Origin of the sequence: Bradyrhizobium sp. YR681, from assembly GCF_000282615.1 — a bacterium.
Taxonomy (GTDB): Bacteria; Pseudomonadota; Alphaproteobacteria; order Rhizobiales; family Xanthobacteraceae; genus Bradyrhizobium.
The window spans coordinates 1-20,465 of record NZ_AKIY01000340.1; the positions used below are offsets into that span (position 1 = coordinate 1).

Here is a 20,465-nt window from a genome sequence, read left to right on the forward strand (position 1 = left end):
GCCGCGGCAGCCGTCGCCGCCGTCTGCTCGCTGCGCATACGCGCCCGCTCCAGCGAATTGCTCCTGAACACCGCGACGGTGCGGGCGATCTCGCCGATCTCGTCGGCGCGATCTTCGCAATCGATCGCGACGTCGCTCTTGCCGTTGGCCAGCGCCGTCAGCGAGTGCGTGACCGAGCTGAGCGGACGGGTGACGCGGCGGACGATCAGCAAGGTGAGGACCAGGACCAGCAGCGCGGCGATGCCGGCCGCGATCGCCATGCTCTCGATCGCCTGGGTCAGCATGCTCTCGAACTGGGCCATGGGGATGCCGACGTAGAGAATGCCGGCGACCTTGCCGGCGGCGTCCACGACCGGGAAATAGGCGGTCATGAAGGATTTGCCGAACAGGACGGCCGGTCCCTTATAGGCCTCGCCACGGCGCAGCAGCGCCTGCGCCGGATGGTCGGCGGCGAGCTGGGTGCCGACGGCGCGGTTGCCGTCCTCCTTTTTCACGTTGGTCGAGCGGCGCACGAACTGCCCGCTCGCATCGTCGAACACGAACAGGGTCGCATTGCCCCCGACATAGGACACCGCGCGATCGACGATGGCGTGATCCCTGAACTCGGGCATCCTGGGGATCTCGGCGCGCACCACCGCGCCGTCCCGCATCGTGATCTTGGCGTCTGGAGCGGTCTCGGCAAAGGCCAGCGCCAGGGTCCGCAGATTGACCTCGATGTCGCGCAGCGCGCGGTCATTGAAGGCGGTGGTCAGCGACCAATAGCCGGCGCCCACCACCAGCGCCGTGTTCACGGCGATCAGCAGCACGGCGCAGAGGACGGCTTTGGTGCCGAGCTTGAACTTCGGCAGGAGCTTTGCCGTTAATAGATTGGACATGAATGGAACTACCCCCGTAACTCCTGCATAATTGTGCATACCGCTTACGACCCCATTAACGGCCGTTCATACCGCCGAACCCGGCATGCTTTCCAAATCGTAAACGAGGCCTCCCTGACCACGCCAAGCGCGCCGCCCATCATCGTCTGGTTCCGCGACGACCTCCGCCTGTCCGACCATCCCGCCCTCCACGCCGCCGCCAAAACCGGCGCGCCCGTGGTCTGCCTCTACGTGCTCGACGACGCGGCCGGGCGAGCGCCCGGCGGCGCTGCGCGCTGGTGGCTGGCACAGTCGCTGCGGACGCTCGGCGCCGAGATCGCCGCGCGCGGCGGCTCGCTGATCCTGCGCAAGGGACCGGCGGCCAGGGTGGTCGCCGAGGTGGTGCGCGAGAGCGGCGCCAGCGCCGTCTACTGGAATGGGATCGCTCAGGCCCCGCATCAGGCCGTGGAAAGACAGCTCGAAGCGGCGCTGGCAAAGCTCGGCGTCGACTCGCAAAGCTTCCTTGGCGACCTGCTGGTCCCGCCGTCGGCGATCCGCAACAAGGAAGGCCGGGGCCTGCGCGTGTTCACGCCGTTCTGGCGGCGGGTGCTGGCGCTCGGCGATCCGCCGAAGCCTCTGCCCGCACCGAAGCAGCTCCGCGCGGGTCCGAACATCGCGAGCGACACGCTGGAGAGCTGGGCGCTCGAGCCGACCACGCCTGATTGGGCGGGCGGCCTGCGCGAGAGCTGGACGCCTGGCGAAGCCTCCGCCCGCGCCCGCCTGCGCGATTTCCTCAAGACCATCGCACGCAGCTATGTCGGCGACCGCGACCGTCCGGATCGCGAAGGCACCTCACGCCTCTCGCCGCATTTGCGATTCGGCGAGCTCAGCCCGCGCCAGGTCTTCCACGCCGCGCGCTTTGCCGCGGCCGAGAATCCCGCGCTCGGACCCGGCATCGAAAAATTCCTGAGCGAGCTTGGCTGGCGCGAGTTCTGCCGCCACCTGCTCCACGATCACCCGGGCCTTGCCACCGAAAACCTGCAGGCCAATTTCGACGGCTTCCCCTGGAAGGGCGACACGAAGGCCCTCACCGCCTGGCAGCGCGGGGCGACAGGCTACCCCATCGTCGATGCCGGCCTGCGCGAGCTCTGGCACACCGGGGTGATGCACAACCGGGTGCGGATGGTGGTGGCGTCCTTCCTGGTCAAGCATCTCCTGATCGACTGGCGCGACGGCGAGGCCTGGTTCTGGGACACGCTGGTCGACGCAGACGCCGGCAGCAATCCCGCCAACTGGCAATGGGTCGCCGGCTGCGGCGCCGATGCCGCGCCCTATTTCCGGGTGTTCAATCCGATTCTCCAGGGCGAGAAGTTCGACCCCGATGGAACCTATGTCCGGCGCTGGGTGCCGGAGCTGAAAGACCTGCCGGCCAAGCTGATCCACCAGCCCTGGCAGGCAACTCCCATCGAGCTTGCGAGCGCCGGCGTCACGCTCGGCAAGACCTATCCGCAGCCGATCATCGATCATGCCAAGGGACGCGAGCGCGCGCTCGCCGCCTACGCAAAGATCCGCAAAGGTTGAGCGTTGCTTTGACACAATTATGAAACGCGCTATCGTCATCACTCCATACAAACCGTGGGGGACGATATGGACGACGACAAGCCGATCACCGAGCAGGTGATGGAGACGATGACCAACGCCGTTGAAGCGACCAAGGACGCCGCAGTCACCGCCGTCAAGAAGGTGAAGAAAGCCGCGAAGAAGGTCGCCAAGAAAGTAGCGCCGAAGAAGGCCAAGAAAGCCAAGAAGTCTTCGAAGAAGGCTGCCAAGAAGTCGTCGAAGAAGGCGGCCAAGAAGAGCGTGAAGAAGGCGGTGAAGAAATCCGCGAAGAAGGCCACCAAGAAGAAAAAGAAGGCCAAGAAGTCCAAGCGCTGAGCGCAGCGCTCAAAGCAAGTCTCCGGGGGCGAGCGCGCCCGGAGACGGCTCCTCCCTACCCTCGTTTCGTGGCGGCGCGCCGGCCCGGGTGATGCTCGCCTTGCGGATCGCGGAATTCGCTGCGATGGCCGCGCCGGTCCTCGGCATTGAAGCGCCGCCGCTTCGCAGGCGAGCCGAACGCCTTGATCACCCTCCTGCCGTTGACCTTCTTGATGACGTAGCCGCCCTCGGTCATCGAGAACGGCTCCTTCAAAGTTCCCTTATGGTCGAATTTGGTGCCGGGGGGATGCCTGAACGGCTCGAACCAGGACGGGTAGACGAAGTTCGACATCTCGAAGCCGGCGACGCGGAAGCTATCCTCCTCCACGGCGTCGCAGACCTCGTAGGCGTATTGGGTGTTCCTGTTCTTGTCGGCCCACAGATTGGCCATGGGGTCGAGCACCATCTCGAACAGTTCATGCGAGGCCGCGACGCTGACGGGCTCATCGCCCAGCGCCTTGACGAAGATTTTCGAGATCGGCTGACCGCGATGGGTCAGTTCGTGGCGCCCGAGCATGTTCTCGTGCAAAACATCGTCGAAATAGACCAGTTGCCAATCGGTGGCCTTCGGCTTCTTCGTGACATAGAGGTCGACCGGATAGCCCCACACCGGCAGGAAATGCTGGTCGTAGCATTTCTGGAGCGCTGCGGTGAGCCTGCTCATCATGCGGCCGCTGATCGTCTCCTGCGCGTAGTTGATGCAGGCAATCCGGACCGGCCTCAAGGATCTGCCGAGCAGTGCACGCCGCGCCTTCTTCATGGAAATCACCGTGTGAAAGGGAAGCTGAAATACCCCCAGCCTAACACGACCGTCCCGCGCACGTCAGGGATGTATTCCGCCGCACCACCGTGTCCGCCTAGACCCGCCGGTTGACCACGAACACCGCGGCCGCGCACGTCGCCATGCCGGCAATCGCCAGTGCATCGAGCATCTCGTCGAACAGCAGATAGGCCATCAGCGACGTGACTGCTGGCACCAGGTAGAACAGGCTTGCGACCGAGGTCGCCGCGGCGTGGCGGATCAGCCAGTACAGCAACCCGATCGATCCGATCGAGAGCGCCACCGCGAGCCAGGCCAGCGCGAGCACGAATTCCCGCGTCCAGTGCACCACGCGGTCCTCGAACAGGAAGGCCCCGATCGCGAAGAAGATGGTGACGGCGACGTATTGCACGAGATTGCCGGCGCGCCAGTCGATGTGGTTGCAGTAACGGCGCTGGTAGAGCGTGCCGAGCGTGATGGAGATCAGCGAGACCACCGAGGCGAGCCAGCCGAGCCCGGCCTCGCCGGTCATCGGACGGTTGTGCAGGATCAGCACCACGCCGCCGAGGCCGAGCACGAGCCCCGCCCATTGCACCGGCGTCACTCTCTCGCCGAGCCAGCGGTTGGCGATGGTCGAGGTCAGGATCGGCTGAAGCCCGGGAATCAGCGCGGAGAGCCCGGCCGGAATCGAATGCGCGATCGCGATCGCGGTACCGCCGAGATAGAAGCCGTGGACGAGGATGCCGGCGACCGCGCTGTGCGCAATACCGATGCGGTCAGGCCATTTTGGCCGGGCGATGCCTGCGATGATCGCCATCAGGCCGACCACGATCGCCATGCGGATGGCGAGATAGGTCAAGGGATCGGCGTTGTTGATGACGTATTTGGTGCCGATGAATCCGGTGCTCCAGAGCAGCACGAACAGGATCGGCGCGACGCGGGCAGCCAGGGCTTCTTGATTATGGTTCATTGCCGCCCTCATTGCCCCATGGAGGCCACTGCGGCAATGCGAATTTGGACCCGAGCGATGCTGCGCTGCGACGGACGTCGGCTCGGCTCAGCCGCTCACCATTCTTCCGGACAGGGGTCGATGATCTTCCAGAGCTCGACGCCGTTCTTGATCTTCTTCATGTCGGTCGTCAGCCCACCATTGCGGCGGATCCAGTCCTTCACCGTGTCGGGGTAATAGGACATCAGGTCGGACGTCCCTTCCGAACTGGTGACCTTGATGCCGAAGGTGAAGGCCTTGTCGTAATAGGCCTGGTGGAAGCCGAGGCTGGCGCGCGGTGTCACGCAGATCTTGTTCATCGGCACGATGCCGAGCACGAGCGTGCAGGCCGAGTTGCAGATACCGTCGATGATGACGCGCTCGCCCTTCTCGCGAATACGCTTGTACTTGGTCTTGTACTCCTCGACGTAACCGCCGTGGTCGCGGGTGATACGCAGTTCGGCCCGCGCCGGCGTGGCGGCGGCGAGGCAGAGCAACAGCAGGCTCAAAAGCGTGATGCGCATGGCAACGGGACGGTCAAAACCTTGCAGGAACGGGCCGGCCTCAAAGCACCCCAAGCGGCCGGCAGGAATTTCTAACTGAATTCTTCTTGGTCATACTTGTGTGGGGAATTCGTTAAGCATCCCGAAAAGGCCAAAAATGGGCAGATCTGGACGCCCCCGCCGGCAATTCTGTCACACCCACCCGGGAATCTGCGGGATCGGCCCCGTTTTCGGGCCGCCTGACGGGTGCCGCGGAGGTCCGAAATGGCTATAGATGGCTGACTTATTCGCGCGGGTTCCGGAGAATCAGATGAGCAAGTTGAAGCTTGTAGCCGCGGTTGCAGCCCTGTCGGCCGCAATCCTAGCCCCCACCCTGGCGGAGGCGCGGGGACATCACCGGTACCACCGCTACGTCAATCCGCTGCCCTACCCGATCAGCTACGTCCACAATTACGGCCCCGGCCTCACCCCCGGCACCTTTGCCTTTTACGACGGCCCGTCGACCAACCATTGCTACCAGAGCGCGGCCGCCTATGTCGGCCAGGACCGCCGCCGGCACCCCTGCTACTAAGGGGCCCCGGCGCGTCCTCTGTGGGCCGCTATTTGGCGGCGCCCGACGCCAGCAATTGCTTCTCGATCTCGTAGACCGGCAGCTTGACGAGGTCCTTGCTCACCTCGCCTTGAAGCGCCTTGCGCAGCACGTCTGAATAGTCGGCGCGGATCATGCCGAGCGCGCGCGGCGAGGCCACCATGGTCAGGGCCGCGGTCTCGCCCGCACTGACCGCAGCATCGAGCCGGCCGGCGAGGCTGCGCAGGAAGGCGCGCTCGGCCTCATCGTGCCAATCGGTCTGCTCGACCGAGCTGCGCGCACCGCCGACCGCGCCATGCAATCGGCCCGGCGCATCGCTTCCTTGCGCGCTGGTCGACGGGTTGGGCTGCTCGTGGACCTCCCTGGTGTGAAGGTTCGGAAACATCTCGTCGCCGAGGTTTTCCAGAATGAGCGCCTTGCGCCCGTCGCACACCACCAGCCAGTCACCCTTGTCCAGTCTCATCTTTTCCATTGCACAGCTCCAATCAACCCGTGGACCCGGCCGATGCGGACGCCCGGCCGGATGCTCTTCGAATTCCGCGAAACACTGCCCACGGCGACCAAGATTAGGGACGAAGCCAGGCGCGCGACTTGCGCAGGATCAAGCCTGCCGGCGAATTCCTGCGATGCAGAGGCGAAGTAAGCGCAGCATGGCCAGAGGCGCGAAGCTGAGGTAATCTGCCGGGGTTGGATCAAGCCCCGCAGCGGAGTGGCTGAAGATTTGTTCATCAGCATTACATTTCGGTTCTGCCACAATTTGATCAGAACAAACTTCGATATCCTGTATTGCGTAAGCGGAGGAAGACATCATGAAGCTCAAGATTGGCCTCGTCGCCGCATCCCTGCTCGGTGCCGTCATGGCATCGCCGGCGGCGTCCGCCATGCCCATCGCGCCTGCACCTGCCGTCCCGCAGGTCTCCGACGTCGAGCAGGTCCGCATGGTCTGCGACGCCTGGGGACGCTGTTTCTGGCGCCCGAACTATTATGGTTATTACGGCCCGCGGCCTTATTACGGGCCCCGATATTACGGCTATGGGCCGCGCTATTATGGCCCCCGCTACTACGGGCCGCGCTATCGCCGCTGGTGATTTTGAAGGGGGCCCTCGGGGCCCCCTCGCTTTTGTGAGTTCCCGGATTGCCCATGCCGCCGATGCGATCGGCCTGGAGCGATTCCAAAACTGATCTAGATCAAAGAAGAAGTTCGCCACACCGTCATTCTACGGCGATGGCCGATTTGATTGTTTTTCGATGCCCGCAGACGGGCATGAACGTGCAGACGCATTTGGAGAAGCAGCAAAGACCGGAGGGGCGGAGCTTTGAATCCTTTGCCTGTCCCGCCTGCACGCGCCTCCATTTCATCGACCTCGCATCCGGTCAGCCGATAAGCCGAGAACGTTGACGGTGACAATGATCTGACGGACTTCGTGACATGATGTCCGCAATACTACGGCCCGGAATCCGGTTTACTGACGCGCGATGTTTCGCCATTGATTGCGATGTACCGACATTCATTTAATTGTCACATTGCAGCATCCGGCCAGACGCATGTTCTTCGACGCTCTCGCCCCCTCCTCCGCTCTCCAGTTGGTCCGCTTTGCCGATGTCGACGCGTTTCGGCCGGCCGAACAGCTGGAAGACGCGCGAAGCATTCCGCTCGACGTCACCAATTTCGCCGCGGCACGCGCGATCGTGAACCTGCCGGCATGCCGGATCATCGTGGCAAGGTCGTTTGCGCGCATCCTCGATACCGCCTACCGCGCGCCGGGCGGCATGGTGGTCCTGCCGATGACCGACAATCTGCGGGCCAGCTCGAGCGGGATGGATCTCGACTCGCGCTTCTACGTGGCCTTGCGCGGCAATCATGATTGCCATTTCGTCGAGCATCAGACCAATCATCATGCGCTGATCATCTTCTCTCCGACGCTCAGGGACCGCGGCTGGTTCGATCGCGCCGACGCGCTATGGGTTCGCATCGCGGATCCCGCTGCTCACCTCCACGCCCGGCAGCTCGTGCTCGATATCCTGAGGACCGCGTCCGTAAACCCGCACATGTTTGAAACGCGAGAGGTCGCGGCTCATCTCCAGGAAGGCCTGCTGCTGGCCTTCGATGACCTGTTTCAGATCGACCCGTTGTCGGAGCGCTGCGCCCTGAGTGCCGGCGCGCGGTCCGCCAAGCTCGTGCAACGGATCGACGATTACGTCGCTGCCTATCCGACCGCGCCGATCTACACGGCCGATCTGGCCAGCGAATTCGGCGTTTCCGTCCGGACTCTCAGCGGCGCGGTGGCCAAGGTACGTGGCATGAGCCTGCATCAATACATCCGCCTGAAGCGGCTCTGGGCCACCCGGTCGCAACTGCTCAGGAGCGGTGGCACGTCGGTCGCCACCTGCGCGCGCGCCCAGGGATTTCATCATCTCGGCGAGTTCGCGGCCGCCTACCGCGCGACCTTCCACGAGGCGCCCTCAGACACGCTGGCACGCGCCCGGCGAAGCGTTTTTCCCGCGAGCTGACATCCAGGCCGTGCCCCGAATGCCGGCCTGGTACGTTGTGCCGCCTTGGAACCTGCACTTTCGAACGGCGTTACCAAGCCAGTGTGTTGCCGGCTCCGGCTGGCGCACAAGGCACCCCACGCATTCAAGGCGTGGGGTTTTTCTCGTCGTCAGCGATTGGTCCAGGGGAAAAGTATGTCCATCAGCCGCAACGTATTGTTCTTGATTATTGGCGCTCTGATCATCACGGCAGGCGTGCTGGGCTACAATCTTTACCAGGCGAAAAAGCAACCCGACGGCGTGCAGATCAATGTCGGCCCCAATGGATTGAAAATCCAGGGCAAATAGGCGGCCTTTGCGGATTGCATCGGCCTGGCTCGAAAACTCTGGCCTTAACAAATGGCGCGCTCGGAGAGATTCGAACTCCCGACCCTCGGAATCGAAATCCGATGCTCTATCCAGCTGAGCTACGAGCGCCCTGGCCCGGGGATGGGGCCACAACCGAGGAGCGCCGGGCGGCGGCTGGCAAGCCAGCACACCGCACGGCGTTCGGATGGGTTCGAATTAGCAGAGAGGCCGGCCAATAAAAAGCCCTCCCCGCCTCGATCATGGCGGGTCGCTGGCGGCCGTCACCAGGTCGTGTTGAAGAGGCCGAAATGCGGCTGCTGCGCCACCAGCATCATCGGTTGACCGCGCTGCGGCGCCGGATGGGCTCTCGCGACCTTGCGCTTGGGCTGCGCCTGGGAAGCTTGGGGAAGCTGGGTCTGGGCCTGCTGGACCTCAGCCTGAGGCTTCGCCTCGGCCTTCCTGAGTGCGGCGGTATCGCCCTTCGGGGCGGGCGTGAACTGGGCAAAGGTCTCGCGCACCCGCGCCTTCGCCGACATCTCGGCAAGGGCCGGCGATGCAGCGTCGTGAACCGGAGGCTGCGGCGCTACGACTGCGGCGGTCTTGACCACGGGCGGGACAATCGTCGGCTGGCTGGTGTCGAGCACGACCCGTTCGGGCAGATGGCGATCGGACCGGATCCGGATCAACGGCTGATCGTTGCTTGCCGTTACGACGGCTTGCCCCACCGGCGACGCCGGCACGACATAGTTCACCGCGAATAGCAGTGTGAGCAGGGCTCCACCGACAAAGACGAAATACCGAAAGATGGGCATTGGCCGCGCTCCGCCCCCCGCATCCCCGCGTGGGCTCTTCGCCTTAACAGGCGATACTCTAATTGGTTCCTGCGTCCAGCCTTCGGTTCAAATGGTGGCACCAAGAATTTTGACCAGAGGGCAAGGACGGTAACTTTTCCGCTACCCGAACCCGTCGTCTCTACGCGCGACGTGCAGCGACCAACGAACATTTCGCCTGATCGGCATTAACGTTGACGAAGCCCACGGGGACACGTGCAAAGGTCTTGCGGCTTTTCATGCTGACCGTGTCGGCCAGAACACGGCTGCGGTCGGTGAGATGGGTGCCATCGCGCCGTGCGAATGCGCAAACGATCTCGACATCCTTTACGGCATAGTCATTGTCGTTTCGCAGCGTGAGCGTCACCAGCGCCTTCGCGCCAAGGCCGCCACGGCGCCAGGTCTGGGATGAAATCCTGAGACGGTCGAGTTCTGCATTTGCGCGCGCCTGGGCTTCGGCAGCCGGCGTAGGCGCGGCATCGGTCAAAGGCGCCGTCTCGGCGGTTGCCAGCTCCGGCTTCACCGGCTCAGTGCTGTTGCCGCGGGAGAGAGGCAGCAGCATCCAGACGCTGCCCCCGACGATGATCGCTGCCAGCAGCCACAGCAGGCTCCGTCCAAACGAGACGCTCGCGACCGTCACGGCCCGCGCCAGGCGTTCGCCGATCCCGGCGAAGCGTCCCAACCCTGTCCGGTCAAGCCTGGCGTTCATGTCTGTCTCACCGATGGTGGCCGAAGCAGGTTCGACGACGGACTCGGCCATTGCTTACCTTAATCCGACAGGCGAACTAAGGTTCCCGCGCTTCATGCGAGTCGGCAAGGACGGTGGCGATCACCGCCCGGCGCCGCTAACATGCGTCGCAACATCGAAGGCCCCTTGGGAGAACATGAAATGCCAGTCGCCGTTACCTGGGATCACGTCCATCTGCGCAGCCCCGATCCGGAGGCCACGGCCAACTGGCTGCGCGACATCCTCGGCGGCGAGGTCGTGCGCGCGCCGGGACGGATCGACGTTAATCTCGGCGGCGCAAAGATATTCATCGCACCGCTCGAAGGCGACAGCGCCGTCAACCCGCCGCCGCTGCACCCGCACCAGGGCCTCGACCATTTCGGCCTCACGGTGAAGGACATCGACGCCGTCGCCGCCGAGATCAAGGCCAAGGGCGTCACGTTCACGCGCGAGCCGACGACGATCCGGCCCGGTGTCCGCATCTGCTTCATCCGCGGCCCCGAAGGCATCTCCATCGAGCTTCTCGAGCGCGACAAGAAATACACCTGAGGCGGCGCGGAGCCGCATCAGGCAACAGCGAGGCCAGGCGACGTGCCGCCTGGCGCGCCTATGTCATGCTGCCGGGCATAAAGCAGCGGATGGTCACGCCCATATAGCCGTAGATCGGCCACACCATGGTTCGGCCGACCCGGTTCGGCTCCGAGATCACGGCTTCCTCGGGCACGTCGACCCAGACGAGCTCCTGCTGCTGGCCCTCGAGCATGAAGCCAAGACGCGGGACGCGAACACGATAGTGCCCGTCCTTGCTCTCCCAATCGGTGTCCGAAAGCGCCGAGCCGTCGGCATCGGAGCAGCACGGCCCCTTGCCGCTGCGCAGCCCGTCAAACCACGCCTTCAAATCGGCATTGGTGTTGACGAACTGGCCCCGGTCGCGCGCGTGCCCGAAGGGAGCTGCGAGCGCGATCAGGGCCGTGGTGCAAACCAGGCTCGTCACGCTTCGCCAGCGCGTCGCGCCGCCAATCCGCCGTCGTTCGATTTTGCAATTCGTGGAACGCGCACTGTACAGACGCGGCTCATGGCCGCCGGAATCGATCCAGTTGGTCACGTTTGTCTTGCTCCAGCACCCCGCGGCCAGTGCAACAAAGGTTATGCATTTCGCGGGCCAACTTGATTCGCACCGGTTGGCCTCGCCCCGCTATGAGACAGTCATCGCGCTGTCACGGACAAGCCGGGACAACTACGGCTCGCGGCGGGCGGCTCTGGTGTCCGACCGGCAAACTGCCGCGTTGCGCGAGCGGATGCGCTTTGGCATAAAAGCCCTACCGGTTACGCCATTGGGCGATGGCGGCCGGCCACGGGACGTTATGAAGAACGGCCTCTATTCGATCCACGTGAACCTGCTCGATGGTCGAGTCGGCAAGGGCAGCGGCGTGATTCTTTTCCGCGACGGCAAGATTCTTGGCGGCGATGCCTACCTCTATTACACCGGCAGCTACGTGGTGAAGGACGACCACACCTTCAAAGGCGAGGTGCTGGTGCAGCGCCATACCTCGCCGCGGGGCGATGACAATCCGCTGTTCGGTGGCCCGGCCCCGGTCGGCATCGGCGTCAGCGGGACCTACACGGACGACCGCGCGGAGATGACGGGAACGGCGCTCGTTGGCAAGGCCAGCCTGATTTTCGGCGCCACGCTGCACAAGCTCGCGGAAGCGGACTAGATCATTCCGCAGCCTGCTCCAGCGGCGCCGTGCGCGGCAGGATGATCTGGATGCGCGTTCCCTCGCCCGGCTCGGAATCGAGATCGAGCCGCCCGCCGAGCCGGTTCGTCACGATGCTGTAGACGATGTGCAGCCCAAGACCGGTGCCGCCCTGGTCGCGCCGTGTCGTGAAGAACGGATCGAAGGCGCGGCGGCGGACGTCGAGCGACATGCCGCAGCCATTGTCGGAGAAGAGGATCTCGACATTGTCCTTGCCGGATTCGCGCACCTGGATGTCGATGGTCCCGGGACGGCCGTCCGGGAAGGCGTGCGCCACCGAATTGAGAAACAGATTGGTCAGCACCTGGCCGTAGGGGCCGGGATAGCTGTTCATGGTCAGGTCCGGCTGGCACTCGACGTTGAGCGTCAGATTGTGCTTGCGCAGGCCCGGCCGCAGACTCATCACCACCTGCTCGGTGAGGTCGCCGAGATCGAAGCTGCGCTGGTCCGAATAGTTGCGATCGGCCGCGACCTGCTTGAACGACTGGATCAACTCGGCGGCGCGGTTGAGATTGGAGACGAGCTGCGAGGACGCATCGCGGCTGGTGTTGAGGAACTCGTTGAGCGTGGACCGGCGGAGCTCGCCGCGCTCGACCTCGGAGGTGAACATCGCCGTCTTGCGCTCGAGCGCGGAGGCGACGGTGAGGCTGATGCCGACGGGGTTGTTGACCTCGTGCGCGACGCCTGCGACGAGCCGTCCGAGCGCCGCAAGCTTTTCCGCCTCGATCAGCGAGGCCTGGGTCTCGCGCAGATTGCGCAGCGCGGTCTCCGCGGATTCCTTGGCTTTCCGCATCTCCTGCTCGCCGCGCTTGCGCTCGCCGATGTCGAGCGCCACGGTGACGATCCGCTCGATCTCGCCCTCGGCATCGAGCAGCGGCAGCTTGTTGACCAGCCATTGCCGCATGTTGCCGGAGGAATCCTTGTACTCCTCCTCGTAGAAGCCCAGCCCCTTGCGGAGCTTGAGCACGCGCTTGTCGTTCTCGTCGGTCTTGGCCGCGCCGTAACGCGACATCAGGTCCGCCGTGGTGCGGCCGAGCGCATCGCCGGGCTCGATGCCGAAGATGCCGGCCATGTAGCGGTTCATCAGCACGTAGCGCAGGTCGCGGTCTTTCACGTTGATGACCGCAGGCACCGTGTCGATGACCTGCTGGAGCAGGCGCCTTCCTTCGGCGATGGCGTCTTCCGCCCGCTTCTGGTCGGTGATGTCGCGCAGCGTGCCCTCGTAGCGGACGATCTTGCCCTGCTCGTCCCGCACCCCCGTCGCGCTGTCGGAGAGCCACAAGATGTTGCCGCTGCGCTGGCGCACCTGGTACTCGAACTCGCGCACCATGCCGTCGCGGTGCATCAGCCGCTGATACTCCACGCGCGCCTCGGGATGGACGTAGATGGTGTGGGCGATGTCGTTGATGCTGTCGATCAGCTGCTGCGGGCTGTCATAGCCCATCATCCGCGCCAGCGCCGGATTTGCGTTGAGGAGGTCGCCGGCCGGCGTCGTCACGTAGATGCCGTCGATCGAGCCCTCGAACAGCTTTCGGTAGCTCTCTTCGGCAAGGCGCTGCTCGGTGAGCGCGCGTACCGCCGCCTCGCGCGCGGTGTCAGCCTCCTCCAGCGCGCGGCGGAACACTTCGGCGGCCCGTGCGATGTCGCCGATCTCATTGTCGAGGTCGGCGGACGGGATCGAGGTGTCTTTCTGGCCCGCGGCCAGCGCGCGGATCGACCTTGCGATCTTCGCCAGCGGCCGCACCGTCCTGCGCACCACGAACAATGCCGCGCCGATGCCGATCAGCACGCCGATGGAGCCGAGCACGATGCTCTGCCACCGCGCCTCGGTCAGCGTACGGGCAAAATCGCGCGACAGCACGTGGCCGCGCCTTGCACTGACCTCGCGCAGCAATTCGGTGACGCGGCCGATCAGCCGGCCCTCGGTGCCGAGCACCTCACGGTCGATGTCGGCGATCTGCCGTTCCCGGACGGCGACGGCCATGATGGCCTCGGCGTAGTCGTTCACGGCGGCCCTCAACCCGGCATCGGCGACGTCCGTCGTCCGCATGTTCTGTGCGGCCTGCTCGGCCGCGGACGGGTTGCGGGCGAGCAGTCCAAGCGCGATCCGGCTCTGCGCTTCGGACAGGCGGGCGGCGAGCTCGCGGTCCGCCGTTCCGGCGACGGCCGCGTCGAACCGGTCGCGCAACGGCGGCAGGCCGGCAAGCAGCTGGGCGCGGCGGTCGATCAGGGTCGAGATCCGCTCCAGCCCGCTGCGATAGGTCGCAAGACGCTCGGTGACCCCATCGATCATGTCCTGCTGTTCGGGTGCAAGCTCGATGCGGGTCTTCTTCAGGATGTCGCTGAGGGTCGAGGCCGCCTCACCCACCTGCTTGAACTGGGTGCCGGCGCCGGGGTCGGTGACGAAGTCGCGGGCGGCGAGCCGCAGCTCGTTCATGCGGCGGTCGATGTCCTCGGCGAGATCGCCGACGCTCTGGAGCCGCTGCAACTCGGCAAAGGTCGTATCGATGTGCCGGATCGCAATCACGCTCGCAGTCGAGGTGACGATGATCACCGCCAGCACCAGGAGGAAGCTGCCGAAGGTGAGCTGGCCGATGGAGAGCGAGAATGTTCGCTTTTTCTCAGGGGTCGGCGTCGATTCGGCGGACATGGGGGCGTTTGAAGGACCGGGCTAGTGGAGGCTCAATATACGACGTAACACGGCCCCGGGGGAACATGCCTCGGGCCGCCGAACATCCTTAATATGGGGGCCCCGCCCGTCCCGATTATGACGTTTTGACGCCTGCCCGCCGCCGGGCCGGGATCGTCATGGCGGCAACGCCGAGGACGACGCAGGCAAGGCCGATCCAGGCGGTCCGGCTCAGGGTTTCGCCGAGGAAAGCGACGCTGATCGCGACCCCGATGGGCACGCGCAGATAGGCCTGCGCGGTGGTGCCGACCGAGCCCAGGGTCTGGATCAGGCGGAAATAGATCGCAAACGCAGCCGCGGTCGAGAACACCGCGAGCGCGAGCAGCGCCAGCGCGGAACTCAGCGAGGGCGATAGCGTCCAGGGCTGCTCGACTAAGAGTGAAGCCGGGATCAGCGCGGCCGCGCCGGCCAGCAGGGAGCCGGCGGCCGGCGCCATCGGGTCGAGGCCCTTGAAGCTCCGGCCGAAGATCGCGGCGCAGGCGTAGCAGATCGTGGCGGCCACGATGGCGGCCTCGGCGACCAGCCCGCCGCCGATGTCATGGACGGAATCGACGCCGACGATCAGCAGGATCCCGGCCATGCCGGCGACCACGCCGAACAGCTTTCGCGGGCTCGTCGCCTCGTGGCGGGTGACCACCGCCGTGAGCAGGAAGGTGAAGATGGGGCCCGCCGAGTTGAGGATGGGTGGCGAGCGCAGCATCGACATGGCGCTCGCCCCAGGCGATCAGCGTCCAGGGGATGACGCTGTTGAGCACGGCCTGGAACGCGAAGCGCCGCCAGGTCGCAGCGTCGGTCGGCATCCTGATGCCGCGCGCCCACATGACGGCGAGCAGCAGGAGGCCCGCAATCGCGGTGCGGGCCGCGATCAGCGTGATCGGCGGGATCGTGGCGACGCCGAGCTTGATGAAGGTATAGGAGCCGCCCCACAGCGTTGCGAGCAGCAGCAGCAGCGCCAGCTCCAGGCTGATCGTGCGTTCATGTGATTTGTCCATCGCGCAGCTGCATTCCCGGCATTTCCGGTCCGAATTCTAGCGCACCATCACAGGAAATAGTTCGCCGCAGGTCGAACCATGTCCGTTAACCGACTCCCGGCGAAAGTGATCACTCCCGGCGCCTGGGATCATCCGGCAATTGCGGAGCCGTTCCGTGGCCAGCAACGCCACGATTCGCATCATCGCGCTGGACTCTTAGCCGCATAGCCTCGGTCTGCTCGATCCTCATTGCCTCGATCATCGTATTGGCACGAATCTGATCCTGCAGCCCCTGATGCCCGAGATCTACGCTGATCGGCGCTGCCCGCGTCTCCACAATCCGCGTCAGTTCATGCAAACCGGCATCGAGAAAAGCCTGGCTCTCCTCGGAATTCTGCATCCCGATTGCAGCACGTTGACCGTCCAGCGTAATCGCTTCCGAAAGGATCGTCGTGGTGGTCAGGTCATGCAGAAATTCGGAGCGATAGACGGTCGAGCTCGTCTGCACCGAATCGGTTTGGCCACGCCCGATATTGACCTCAGACCGGGAGGTCATGCCGCGAATCTGATAGCCAAGCGTCGACGAAGCGAACCAGTACGACGCATATAACCGCTCCGCCTCAGCGACCATCCTGCGGCCAAGCGAAAATGCGCTGACGCCGAGCGCAACATAGAGAAGTTGCGTCATCGGCGTCAGAGTGTAGACGGCGCTCGGCAACCGGTGCGCCGTAATCGCTTCATTCAACGCCGGCGGGATCAGGAAAAAGAGCTGCACGACCACTCCGAGGACGGCGATGATCCAACCGCCGATCAGCCAGAGCCGGGCCGCCCGATGATTGGGGTTGCCTATGTTCTGCGGCTGTTGCTCGATGAGCCCGAGAAAAATGAAATTGCCGGTTTCGGACACGCTGGTCGCCGCCGTTTCGTTGGTCAGCCTGTAAACCCTGTTGGACTCGTTGGCCGAGCGATAATTTTCCAGCCTCAGCGGCAGCTCCAGCGAGATCAGGTTCGGCGATGTCGACGCGACAACCCGATCACCCCGCGTCAGACACTCGGTGGGCCACGCGCGCTTTGGAACGAGCATGGCTACGAACGAATAATCGAGCACCGTCGTCAGAGCGGTGAGCACGGTCAGCAAAACAAGCGGCGTCAAGCCCATGATCAGGCTAGGCCAGAGCCCCGAAGCTTGCAGGGTCGCAGCCAACAGTCCCAGCAAGTCCGAATAGTTCGCCGGGAGCCCAAAAGTCCAGAAGATCAGCGCCCCCACCGCAACCGAAGCGAAAATGGCGCGGAACAATTTCCCAAACCATCGAGAGACTCGCTCCGCAATCGCCTTGGACATGTCAGTGGCGAGCGGAGACAGAAATTGAACGTTGAGTCCAAACAGCGCGGTGATCGAACCGGTCTTCCATCCATTCGTATACTTCTCGCGCTGGACCATCTTTCGCAGCACCCCCATCTGATCGGACAGATTCTCGGGAATGCCGGAGGGTACGCCCGAGTTGCGAAACTGCAGGAGAGCGATACCGATCCGCGAAAAGCCCAGCCAGAAAGCGCGAACCGCAAACGGAACATAGAAGACGACAAAAATCGGGATCGAGACTAGCAACGACGACAGCCGAAACAGATCGAACGCGCTGGCTCCCTTCTTCACACCGAATAGCTGGGCAATGGCAAAGAACGCATATGCAACTCCGCCATCGGATCGCATCGCCAGCGCGATTTGCGCGAAGATCGGCAAGACCGACAAAGCCATGAGGCTCGAGGCCATGACGAGGATGACGATGATGGTGCCGGCGCAAGCGTTGGCAAGCGGCAGGATCGGATTGGGATGAATCAGTTCAGATCGGCTGTCCCAGCCAGAAGATGACATCTTTCCAATGGCCCCAACAAATATGAATTGAAATATGCAGCACGACGCAACCTCTAGTTTAGTTGGTGTGGTCGAAAATTCCAAGCCGAGCCTGTCCCACAACAGCCCTGCGGCCGCTTGGTAGCGCCCAAATAGCGCTCAATCGCTTGCTGGGGGTGTCTGCCTACCCCTCGGGAGACCGCCTTCGATGCGGCATCTCCTACCCGACCGCGCCGACCTCGAACACCTCGCCGTCATAACCGGCCTCACGCGGAATGCGGAGCTGGCGGCCGGTTTCGGTCTTGGTCATGACCGGCATCACCGTGACGATCGACAGGCCCTTGGCGTGCGCGAGCGCTGCCCCCACGCTCGGCTGCTTCGCCAGCCGGATCAGATTGCGCGTGGTCGGGAACGGCAGCTTGAAGCGGCCGCTCTCACCGCCCTCCACCGCTTCGCGCGCCGACAACCAGATGGAGTCGGTGGACTCGCGGCCGTCATGTCCCCCGAGCTGGTCGGGCGGTGCTGCAGCCAGGAAGAACCATGTGTCGAACCGCTTCGGCATACCCTCGGGCGTGATCCAGTGCGCGTAGGGCACCAGCGTGTCGAGCGCAAGCTGGAGGCCGTTGTCGTCGAGGATGCTGAGGAAGCTGATCTTGTGCTCGTTGAGCGCGACGCGATGCGCATCCGCGATCTCGCCGGCACGCTTGGCATCAACAGGCGTGTTCGAGTCCTTCACGCGCGCCAGCAGGATTCCGCTCTCTTCAAAAGTCTCGCGGATCGCGGCGATACGAAAACCGCGATCCGATTCACTCAAGGCTTCGCCGCCCGAATAGAGGTCGGACCGCGCGACAATCTCCTTGTCGCCGGCATCGACGCTGCCGCCGGGAAACACCAGCGCACCCGAGTTGAACTCGATCTGATGATGGCGAACCATCATGAAGATCTCGACCTCCTTCGCGCCGTCGCGCAGCAGGAGGATGGTCGAGGCCGGGCGCGATGGTGATGTCTCGGGCATTCAGTTAACCTGCGGCGCTGGATTGCGGGCCGAGATTGGCACGCTTGTCGAAACGGGCGACGCGCGACAGGAGGTAGTCGACCTCGGCCTTCGCCGTCGCCGTCATCGTCGCGCCCGGCTTGCGCTGCGCGCTGGAGGCGATGATGCCACGCTTCTGCAGCACGTATTTGCGCACGGTCAGGCCGACGCCGGGTTGCTGCTCGTAGCGGATCAGCGGCAGATGCGCGTCGAACAGATCATGCGCGGCGTCGCGCTTGCCGGCCTTGGAGAGGTTCACGACGTCGATCAGAAGCTCGGGGAAGGCATAGCCGGTCATGGCGCCGTCGGCGCCGCGCTCCATCTCGAAATCGAGGAACGTGCCGCCATTGCCGCAGAGGATCGAGAGCGGACGGAGCGAGCCGTCCTTCTGGAAGCCGCGCAAGGTCGAAATCTTCTCCAGACCCGGCCAGTCCTCGTGCTTGAGCATCACGCAGTTCGGATTGTCCATGACGATCTTGCGGATGACGGCGGGGGTGAACACCACCGTGAGCGTCAGCGGATAGTCCTGGAGCACCCAGGGCACGTCGGGCCCGATCGCCTCGGCGGCCTGCTTGAAATAGCCGACGATCTGGTCGTCGGTCCGGAGCGAGGGCGGCGGCGCGATCATGACGCCGGCGGCGCCCGCGTCCATCGAAGCCCTGGCCAGCGCGCGCATGGTGGCAAAGCCCGGCGCGGAGACGCCGACGATCACCTGCATCTTCTTGGCACGTTTGACGTAGCGCACCGCCACCTGCTCGGCCTCGGCGGCGTCGAGCTTGGGCGCTTCGCCGAGGATGCCCAGCACCGTGACGCCGTCGCAGCCGACCTCCTCGTAGAAGTCGGTCAGGCGGTCGATCGAGCGCTCGTCGATCCGGCCGTCATCGTGGAACGGCGTCGGCGCGATTGCGAAGGTGCCCTTGGCGTCGGCGGTCAGTTTCATTTAGTTCCTCGTCTCTCTCTATTTGTCATTCCGGGGCGCGACGCAGTCGCGAGCCCGGAATCCATAACCACGATCCGGAGTATGGATCCCGGGCTCACGCTTCGCGTGCCCCGGGATGACGGCCTCCTAAAACCTCCGCGCGCCCATCTTGATCTGCTCCTCGGAGAAGAAGATCTCCTTGGCGTGATCGGCGATGTCCTGGGCCTTCCAGCCCGCGTGCGGCGGTTTCCAGCCGTCCATTTCCATCATCCGCATTTCGCGCACTCCGCGGGGCCCGGACACGCCCAGCACCTTGCCGGTCTGGTCGCCCGACAAGTCGCTGACCATGTATAGCACGGCCGGCGCGATGCCGTCCGGCCCCAGCGCCGCCCCCGGGTTCTCCTTATAGCGGGGCAGGTCTGCGGTCATGCGGGTCAGGGCGCCCGGGGCCAGCGTCCAGATCCGGATGTTGTATTTCCGGCCCTCGATCGCCAGCACGTTGGACAGGCCCCAGATGCCGCCCTTGGCCGCGCCGTAATTGGTCTGGCCGAAATTGCCGATCAGCCCTGATGTCGAGGAGGTGTTGACGATGACGCCGCCGCCATTTTCCCGCATCCAGCGAAACACCGGCATGGTGCAACAAAAGGTACCCTTCAGATGGACCTTGATGACCTTGTCCCAGTCGGACTCCGAGGCTTTTGCGAAGGTCTGATCGCGCAGGATGCCCGCGTTGTTCACCAGGATGTCGGCACGGCCGTAATGCTTGATGGCGTCGTCGAACACCGACTGACCGCCCTCCATGGTGGAGATGTCGGCGCCGTTGGCGACCGCCTTGCCGCCCTCGGCCTTGATCGCATCCACCACCAACTGCGCCATCGACTTGTCGGCGCCGGAGCCGTCGCGGGGCCCGCCGAGATCGTTGACCACGACCGAGGCCCCTTCCCGCGCGAACAGCTTTGCGTAGGCCTCACCGAGCCCGCCGCCCGCGCCGGTGATCAGCGCGACCTTGCCATCGAGTAGTCCCATGGTGGCTTCTCCCTGTTTTTGTTTTCTTGCTTCGCCTCTCCCCGCGTGCGGGGAGAGGCCTGAAATCAAGCGCAGCTTGATTTCAGGGTGAGGGGGAGCCTCCGCGAACTCGACTGTCACCGTCCCTGCGGAGACTCCCCCCCCCCCCCCCCCCC

The 20,465-nt window shown here is 64.4% G+C and carries 22 protein-coding genes, 1 tRNA gene and 1 pseudogene; 8 read left to right on the forward strand and 16 right to left on the reverse strand.

Annotated elements, in window-relative coordinates; translation table 11 throughout:
• The coding region (locus PMI42_RS36800) for a Cache 3/Cache 2 fusion domain-containing protein (protein ID WP_008145005.1) at positions 1 to 875 on the reverse strand (875 nt) is incomplete at its 3' end.
• 114 nt (positions 876 to 989) lie between these two features.
• Here PMI42_RS36800 and PMI42_RS36805 point away from each other — a divergent pair.
• Positions 990 to 2,435 (forward strand): cryptochrome/photolyase family protein, encoded by a 1,446-nt coding sequence (locus PMI42_RS36805; protein ID WP_035968078.1) that lies wholly within the window; start codon positions 990 to 992, stop codon positions 2,433 to 2,435.
• Positions 2,436 to 2,501: 66 nt separating this feature from the next.
• On the forward strand, positions 2,502 to 2,789 hold the full coding sequence (locus PMI42_RS36810) for a hypothetical protein (protein ID WP_008145009.1): 288 nt from the start codon (positions 2,502 to 2,504) through the stop codon (positions 2,787 to 2,789).
• Between the two features lie 55 nt (positions 2,790 to 2,844).
• Here PMI42_RS36810 and PMI42_RS36815 read toward each other — a convergent pair whose 3' ends face one another.
• From PMI42_RS36815 to PMI42_RS36825, 3 genes are all read right to left on the reverse strand, one after another.
• Positions 2,845 to 3,588, reverse strand: a complete 744-nt coding sequence (locus PMI42_RS36815; RefSeq protein WP_008145010.1) for a hypothetical protein — start codon at positions 3,586 to 3,588, stop codon at positions 2,845 to 2,847.
• A gap of 97 nt (positions 3,589 to 3,685) precedes the next feature.
• On the reverse strand, positions 3,686 to 4,558 hold the full coding sequence (locus PMI42_RS36820; RefSeq protein WP_008145011.1) for a DMT family transporter: 873 nt from the start codon (positions 4,556 to 4,558) through the stop codon (positions 3,686 to 3,688).
• Between the two features lie 95 nt (positions 4,559 to 4,653).
• Positions 4,654 to 5,100 carry a hypothetical protein gene (locus PMI42_RS36825; protein WP_008145014.1) on the reverse strand — a complete coding sequence of 149 codons (447 nt, stop codon included), beginning with the start codon at positions 5,098 to 5,100 and terminating at the stop codon, positions 4,654 to 4,656.
• Between the two features lie 289 nt (positions 5,101 to 5,389).
• Here PMI42_RS36825 and PMI42_RS36830 point away from each other — a divergent pair, with 289 nt between their 5' ends.
• The gene (locus PMI42_RS36830) at positions 5,390 to 5,650 is read left to right on the forward strand and encodes a hypothetical protein (protein ID WP_008145016.1); all 261 of its coding nucleotides are present in this window, start codon (positions 5,390 to 5,392) and stop codon (positions 5,648 to 5,650) included.
• Between the two features lie 28 nt (positions 5,651 to 5,678).
• Here PMI42_RS36830 and PMI42_RS36835 read toward each other — a convergent pair whose 3' ends face one another.
• On the reverse strand, positions 5,679 to 6,140 hold the full coding sequence (locus PMI42_RS36835; RefSeq protein ID WP_008145017.1) for a host attachment protein: 462 nt from the start codon (positions 6,138 to 6,140) through the stop codon (positions 5,679 to 5,681).
• Between the two features lie 129 nt (positions 6,141 to 6,269).
• On the reverse strand, positions 6,270 to 6,488 hold the full coding sequence (locus tag PMI42_RS39575; RefSeq protein WP_157195889.1) for a hypothetical protein: 219 nt from the start codon (positions 6,486 to 6,488) through the stop codon (positions 6,270 to 6,272).
• Here PMI42_RS39575 and PMI42_RS36840 point away from each other — a divergent pair.
• The 3 genes from PMI42_RS36840 to PMI42_RS40250 all read left to right on the forward strand — a co-directional run bounded on the left by PMI42_RS36840 (position 6,478) and on the right by PMI42_RS40250 (position 8,506).
• Positions 6,478 to 6,756: a hypothetical protein gene (locus tag PMI42_RS36840; RefSeq protein WP_008145020.1), complete on the forward strand. Its 279-nt coding sequence runs from the start codon at positions 6,478 to 6,480 to the stop codon at positions 6,754 to 6,756. The two genes, PMI42_RS39575 and PMI42_RS36840, sit on opposite strands and share 11 nt — an antisense overlap.
• Before the next feature lie 457 nt (positions 6,757 to 7,213).
• Complete coding sequence (locus PMI42_RS36845) at positions 7,214 to 8,179, forward strand: AraC family transcriptional regulator (protein WP_008145022.1); 966 nt, start codon at positions 7,214 to 7,216, stop codon at positions 8,177 to 8,179.
• Between the two features lie 174 nt (positions 8,180 to 8,353).
• On the forward strand, positions 8,354 to 8,506 hold the full coding sequence (locus PMI42_RS40250) for a hypothetical protein (RefSeq protein WP_008145024.1): 153 nt from the start codon (positions 8,354 to 8,356) through the stop codon (positions 8,504 to 8,506).
• A 52-nt stretch (positions 8,507 to 8,558) separates the two neighbouring features.
• On the opposite strand, the gene PMI42_RS36850 is transcribed toward PMI42_RS40250, so the two are convergent.
• The 3 genes from PMI42_RS36850 to PMI42_RS36860 form a co-directional block, all read right to left on the reverse strand.
• Positions 8,559 to 8,635 (reverse strand) — tRNA-Arg (locus tag PMI42_RS36850).
• A 152-nt stretch (positions 8,636 to 8,787) separates the two neighbouring features.
• A complete protein-coding gene (locus tag PMI42_RS36855) occupies positions 8,788 to 9,318 on the reverse strand; it encodes a hypothetical protein (RefSeq protein ID WP_008145026.1) in 531 nt (176 codons plus the stop codon).
• Between the two features lie 160 nt (positions 9,319 to 9,478).
• The gene (locus PMI42_RS36860) at positions 9,479 to 10,096 is read right to left on the reverse strand and encodes a hypothetical protein (protein ID WP_008145028.1); all 618 of its coding nucleotides are present in this window, start codon (positions 10,094 to 10,096) and stop codon (positions 9,479 to 9,481) included.
• Between the two features lie 129 nt (positions 10,097 to 10,225).
• Here PMI42_RS36860 and PMI42_RS36865 point away from each other — a divergent pair, with 129 nt between their 5' ends.
• On the forward strand, positions 10,226 to 10,612 hold the full coding sequence (locus PMI42_RS36865; RefSeq protein ID WP_008145031.1) for a VOC family protein: 387 nt from the start codon (positions 10,226 to 10,228) through the stop codon (positions 10,610 to 10,612).
• A gap of 58 nt (positions 10,613 to 10,670) precedes the next feature.
• Here the strand turns inward: PMI42_RS36865 and PMI42_RS36870 are convergent, their stop codons facing one another.
• Entirely contained in the window at positions 10,671 to 11,168 is a 498-nt protein-coding gene (locus tag PMI42_RS36870; protein ID WP_008145033.1) for a hypothetical protein, read from the reverse strand.
• Positions 11,169 to 11,427: 259 nt separating this feature from the next.
• Here PMI42_RS36870 and PMI42_RS36875 point away from each other — a divergent pair, with 259 nt between their 5' ends.
• The gene (locus PMI42_RS36875) at positions 11,428 to 11,781 is read left to right on the forward strand and encodes a GrlR family regulatory protein (RefSeq protein ID WP_008145034.1); all 354 of its coding nucleotides are present in this window, start codon (positions 11,428 to 11,430) and stop codon (positions 11,779 to 11,781) included.
• A 1-nt stretch (position 11,782) separates the two neighbouring features.
• Here the strand turns inward: PMI42_RS36875 and PMI42_RS36880 are convergent, their stop codons facing one another.
• The 6 genes and pseudogenes from PMI42_RS36880 to PMI42_RS36905 form a co-directional block, all read right to left on the reverse strand.
• Positions 11,783 to 14,470: a PAS domain S-box protein gene (locus PMI42_RS36880; protein ID WP_008145036.1), complete on the reverse strand. Its 2,688-nt coding sequence runs from the start codon at positions 14,468 to 14,470 to the stop codon at positions 11,783 to 11,785.
• Positions 14,471 to 14,585: 115 nt separating this feature from the next.
• Positions 14,586 to 15,501: pseudogene (locus PMI42_RS36885) on the reverse strand (DMT family transporter).
• 109 nt (positions 15,502 to 15,610) lie between these two features.
• Positions 15,611 to 17,437, reverse strand: a complete 1,827-nt coding sequence (locus tag PMI42_RS36890) for a hypothetical protein (RefSeq protein ID WP_157195890.1) — start codon at positions 17,435 to 17,437, stop codon at positions 15,611 to 15,613.
• A gap of 115 nt (positions 17,438 to 17,552) precedes the next feature.
• Entirely contained in the window at positions 17,553 to 18,347 is a 795-nt protein-coding gene (locus tag PMI42_RS36895) for an NUDIX hydrolase (protein WP_008145040.1), read from the reverse strand.
• Between the two features lie 4 nt (positions 18,348 to 18,351).
• Entirely contained in the window at positions 18,352 to 19,305 is a 954-nt protein-coding gene (locus tag PMI42_RS36900; RefSeq protein ID WP_008145043.1) for a dihydrodipicolinate synthase family protein, read from the reverse strand.
• A 126-nt stretch (positions 19,306 to 19,431) separates the two neighbouring features.
• Positions 19,432 to 20,310: an SDR family oxidoreductase gene (locus PMI42_RS36905; RefSeq protein ID WP_008145045.1), complete on the reverse strand. Its 879-nt coding sequence runs from the start codon at positions 20,308 to 20,310 to the stop codon at positions 19,432 to 19,434.
• Between the last annotated feature and the right edge of the window lie 155 nt (positions 20,311 to 20,465).

What these genes read in the sequence shown, in the direction of transcription:
- PMI42_RS36810 (WP_008145009.1), top strand. Translation starts at nt 2,502, where the DNA reads ATGGACGACGACAAGCCGATCACCGAGCAGGTGATGGAGACGATGACC.
- PMI42_RS36815 (WP_008145010.1), bottom strand. Translation starts at nt 3,588, where the DNA reads ATGAAGAAGGCGCGGCGTGCACTGCTCGGCAGATCCTTGAGGCCGGTC.
- PMI42_RS36820 (WP_008145011.1), bottom strand. Translation starts at nt 4,558, where the DNA reads ATGAACCATAATCAAGAAGCCCTGGCTGCCCGCGTCGCGCCGATCCTG.
- PMI42_RS36825 (WP_008145014.1), bottom strand. Translation starts at nt 5,100, where the DNA reads ATGCGCATCACGCTTTTGAGCCTGCTGTTGCTCTGCCTCGCCGCCGCC.
- PMI42_RS36830 (WP_008145016.1), top strand. Translation starts at nt 5,390, where the DNA reads ATGAGCAAGTTGAAGCTTGTAGCCGCGGTTGCAGCCCTGTCGGCCGCA.
- PMI42_RS36835 (WP_008145017.1), bottom strand. Translation starts at nt 6,140, where the DNA reads ATGGAAAAGATGAGACTGGACAAGGGTGACTGGCTGGTGGTGTGCGAC.
- PMI42_RS36840 (WP_008145020.1), top strand. Translation starts at nt 6,478, where the DNA reads ATGAAGCTCAAGATTGGCCTCGTCGCCGCATCCCTGCTCGGTGCCGTC.
- PMI42_RS36845 (WP_008145022.1), top strand. Translation starts at nt 7,214, where the DNA reads ATGTTCTTCGACGCTCTCGCCCCCTCCTCCGCTCTCCAGTTGGTCCGC.
- PMI42_RS40250 (WP_008145024.1), top strand. Translation starts at nt 8,354, where the DNA reads ATGTCCATCAGCCGCAACGTATTGTTCTTGATTATTGGCGCTCTGATC.
- PMI42_RS36855 (WP_008145026.1), bottom strand. Translation starts at nt 9,318, where the DNA reads ATGCCCATCTTTCGGTATTTCGTCTTTGTCGGTGGAGCCCTGCTCACA.
- PMI42_RS36860 (WP_008145028.1), bottom strand. Translation starts at nt 10,096, where the DNA reads ATGGCCGAGTCCGTCGTCGAACCTGCTTCGGCCACCATCGGTGAGACA.
- PMI42_RS36865 (WP_008145031.1), top strand. Translation starts at nt 10,226, where the DNA reads ATGCCAGTCGCCGTTACCTGGGATCACGTCCATCTGCGCAGCCCCGAT.
- PMI42_RS36875 (WP_008145034.1), top strand. Translation starts at nt 11,428, where the DNA reads ATGAAGAACGGCCTCTATTCGATCCACGTGAACCTGCTCGATGGTCGA.
- PMI42_RS36880 (WP_008145036.1), bottom strand. Translation starts at nt 14,470, where the DNA reads ATGTCCGCCGAATCGACGCCGACCCCTGAGAAAAAGCGAACATTCTCG.
- PMI42_RS36895 (WP_008145040.1), bottom strand. Translation starts at nt 18,347, where the DNA reads ATGCCCGAGACATCACCATCGCGCCCGGCCTCGACCATCCTCCTGCTG.
- PMI42_RS36900 (WP_008145043.1), bottom strand. Translation starts at nt 19,305, where the DNA reads ATGAAACTGACCGCCGACGCCAAGGGCACCTTCGCAATCGCGCCGACG.
- PMI42_RS36905 (WP_008145045.1), bottom strand. Translation starts at nt 20,310, where the DNA reads ATGGGACTACTCGATGGCAAGGTCGCGCTGATCACCGGCGCGGGCGGC.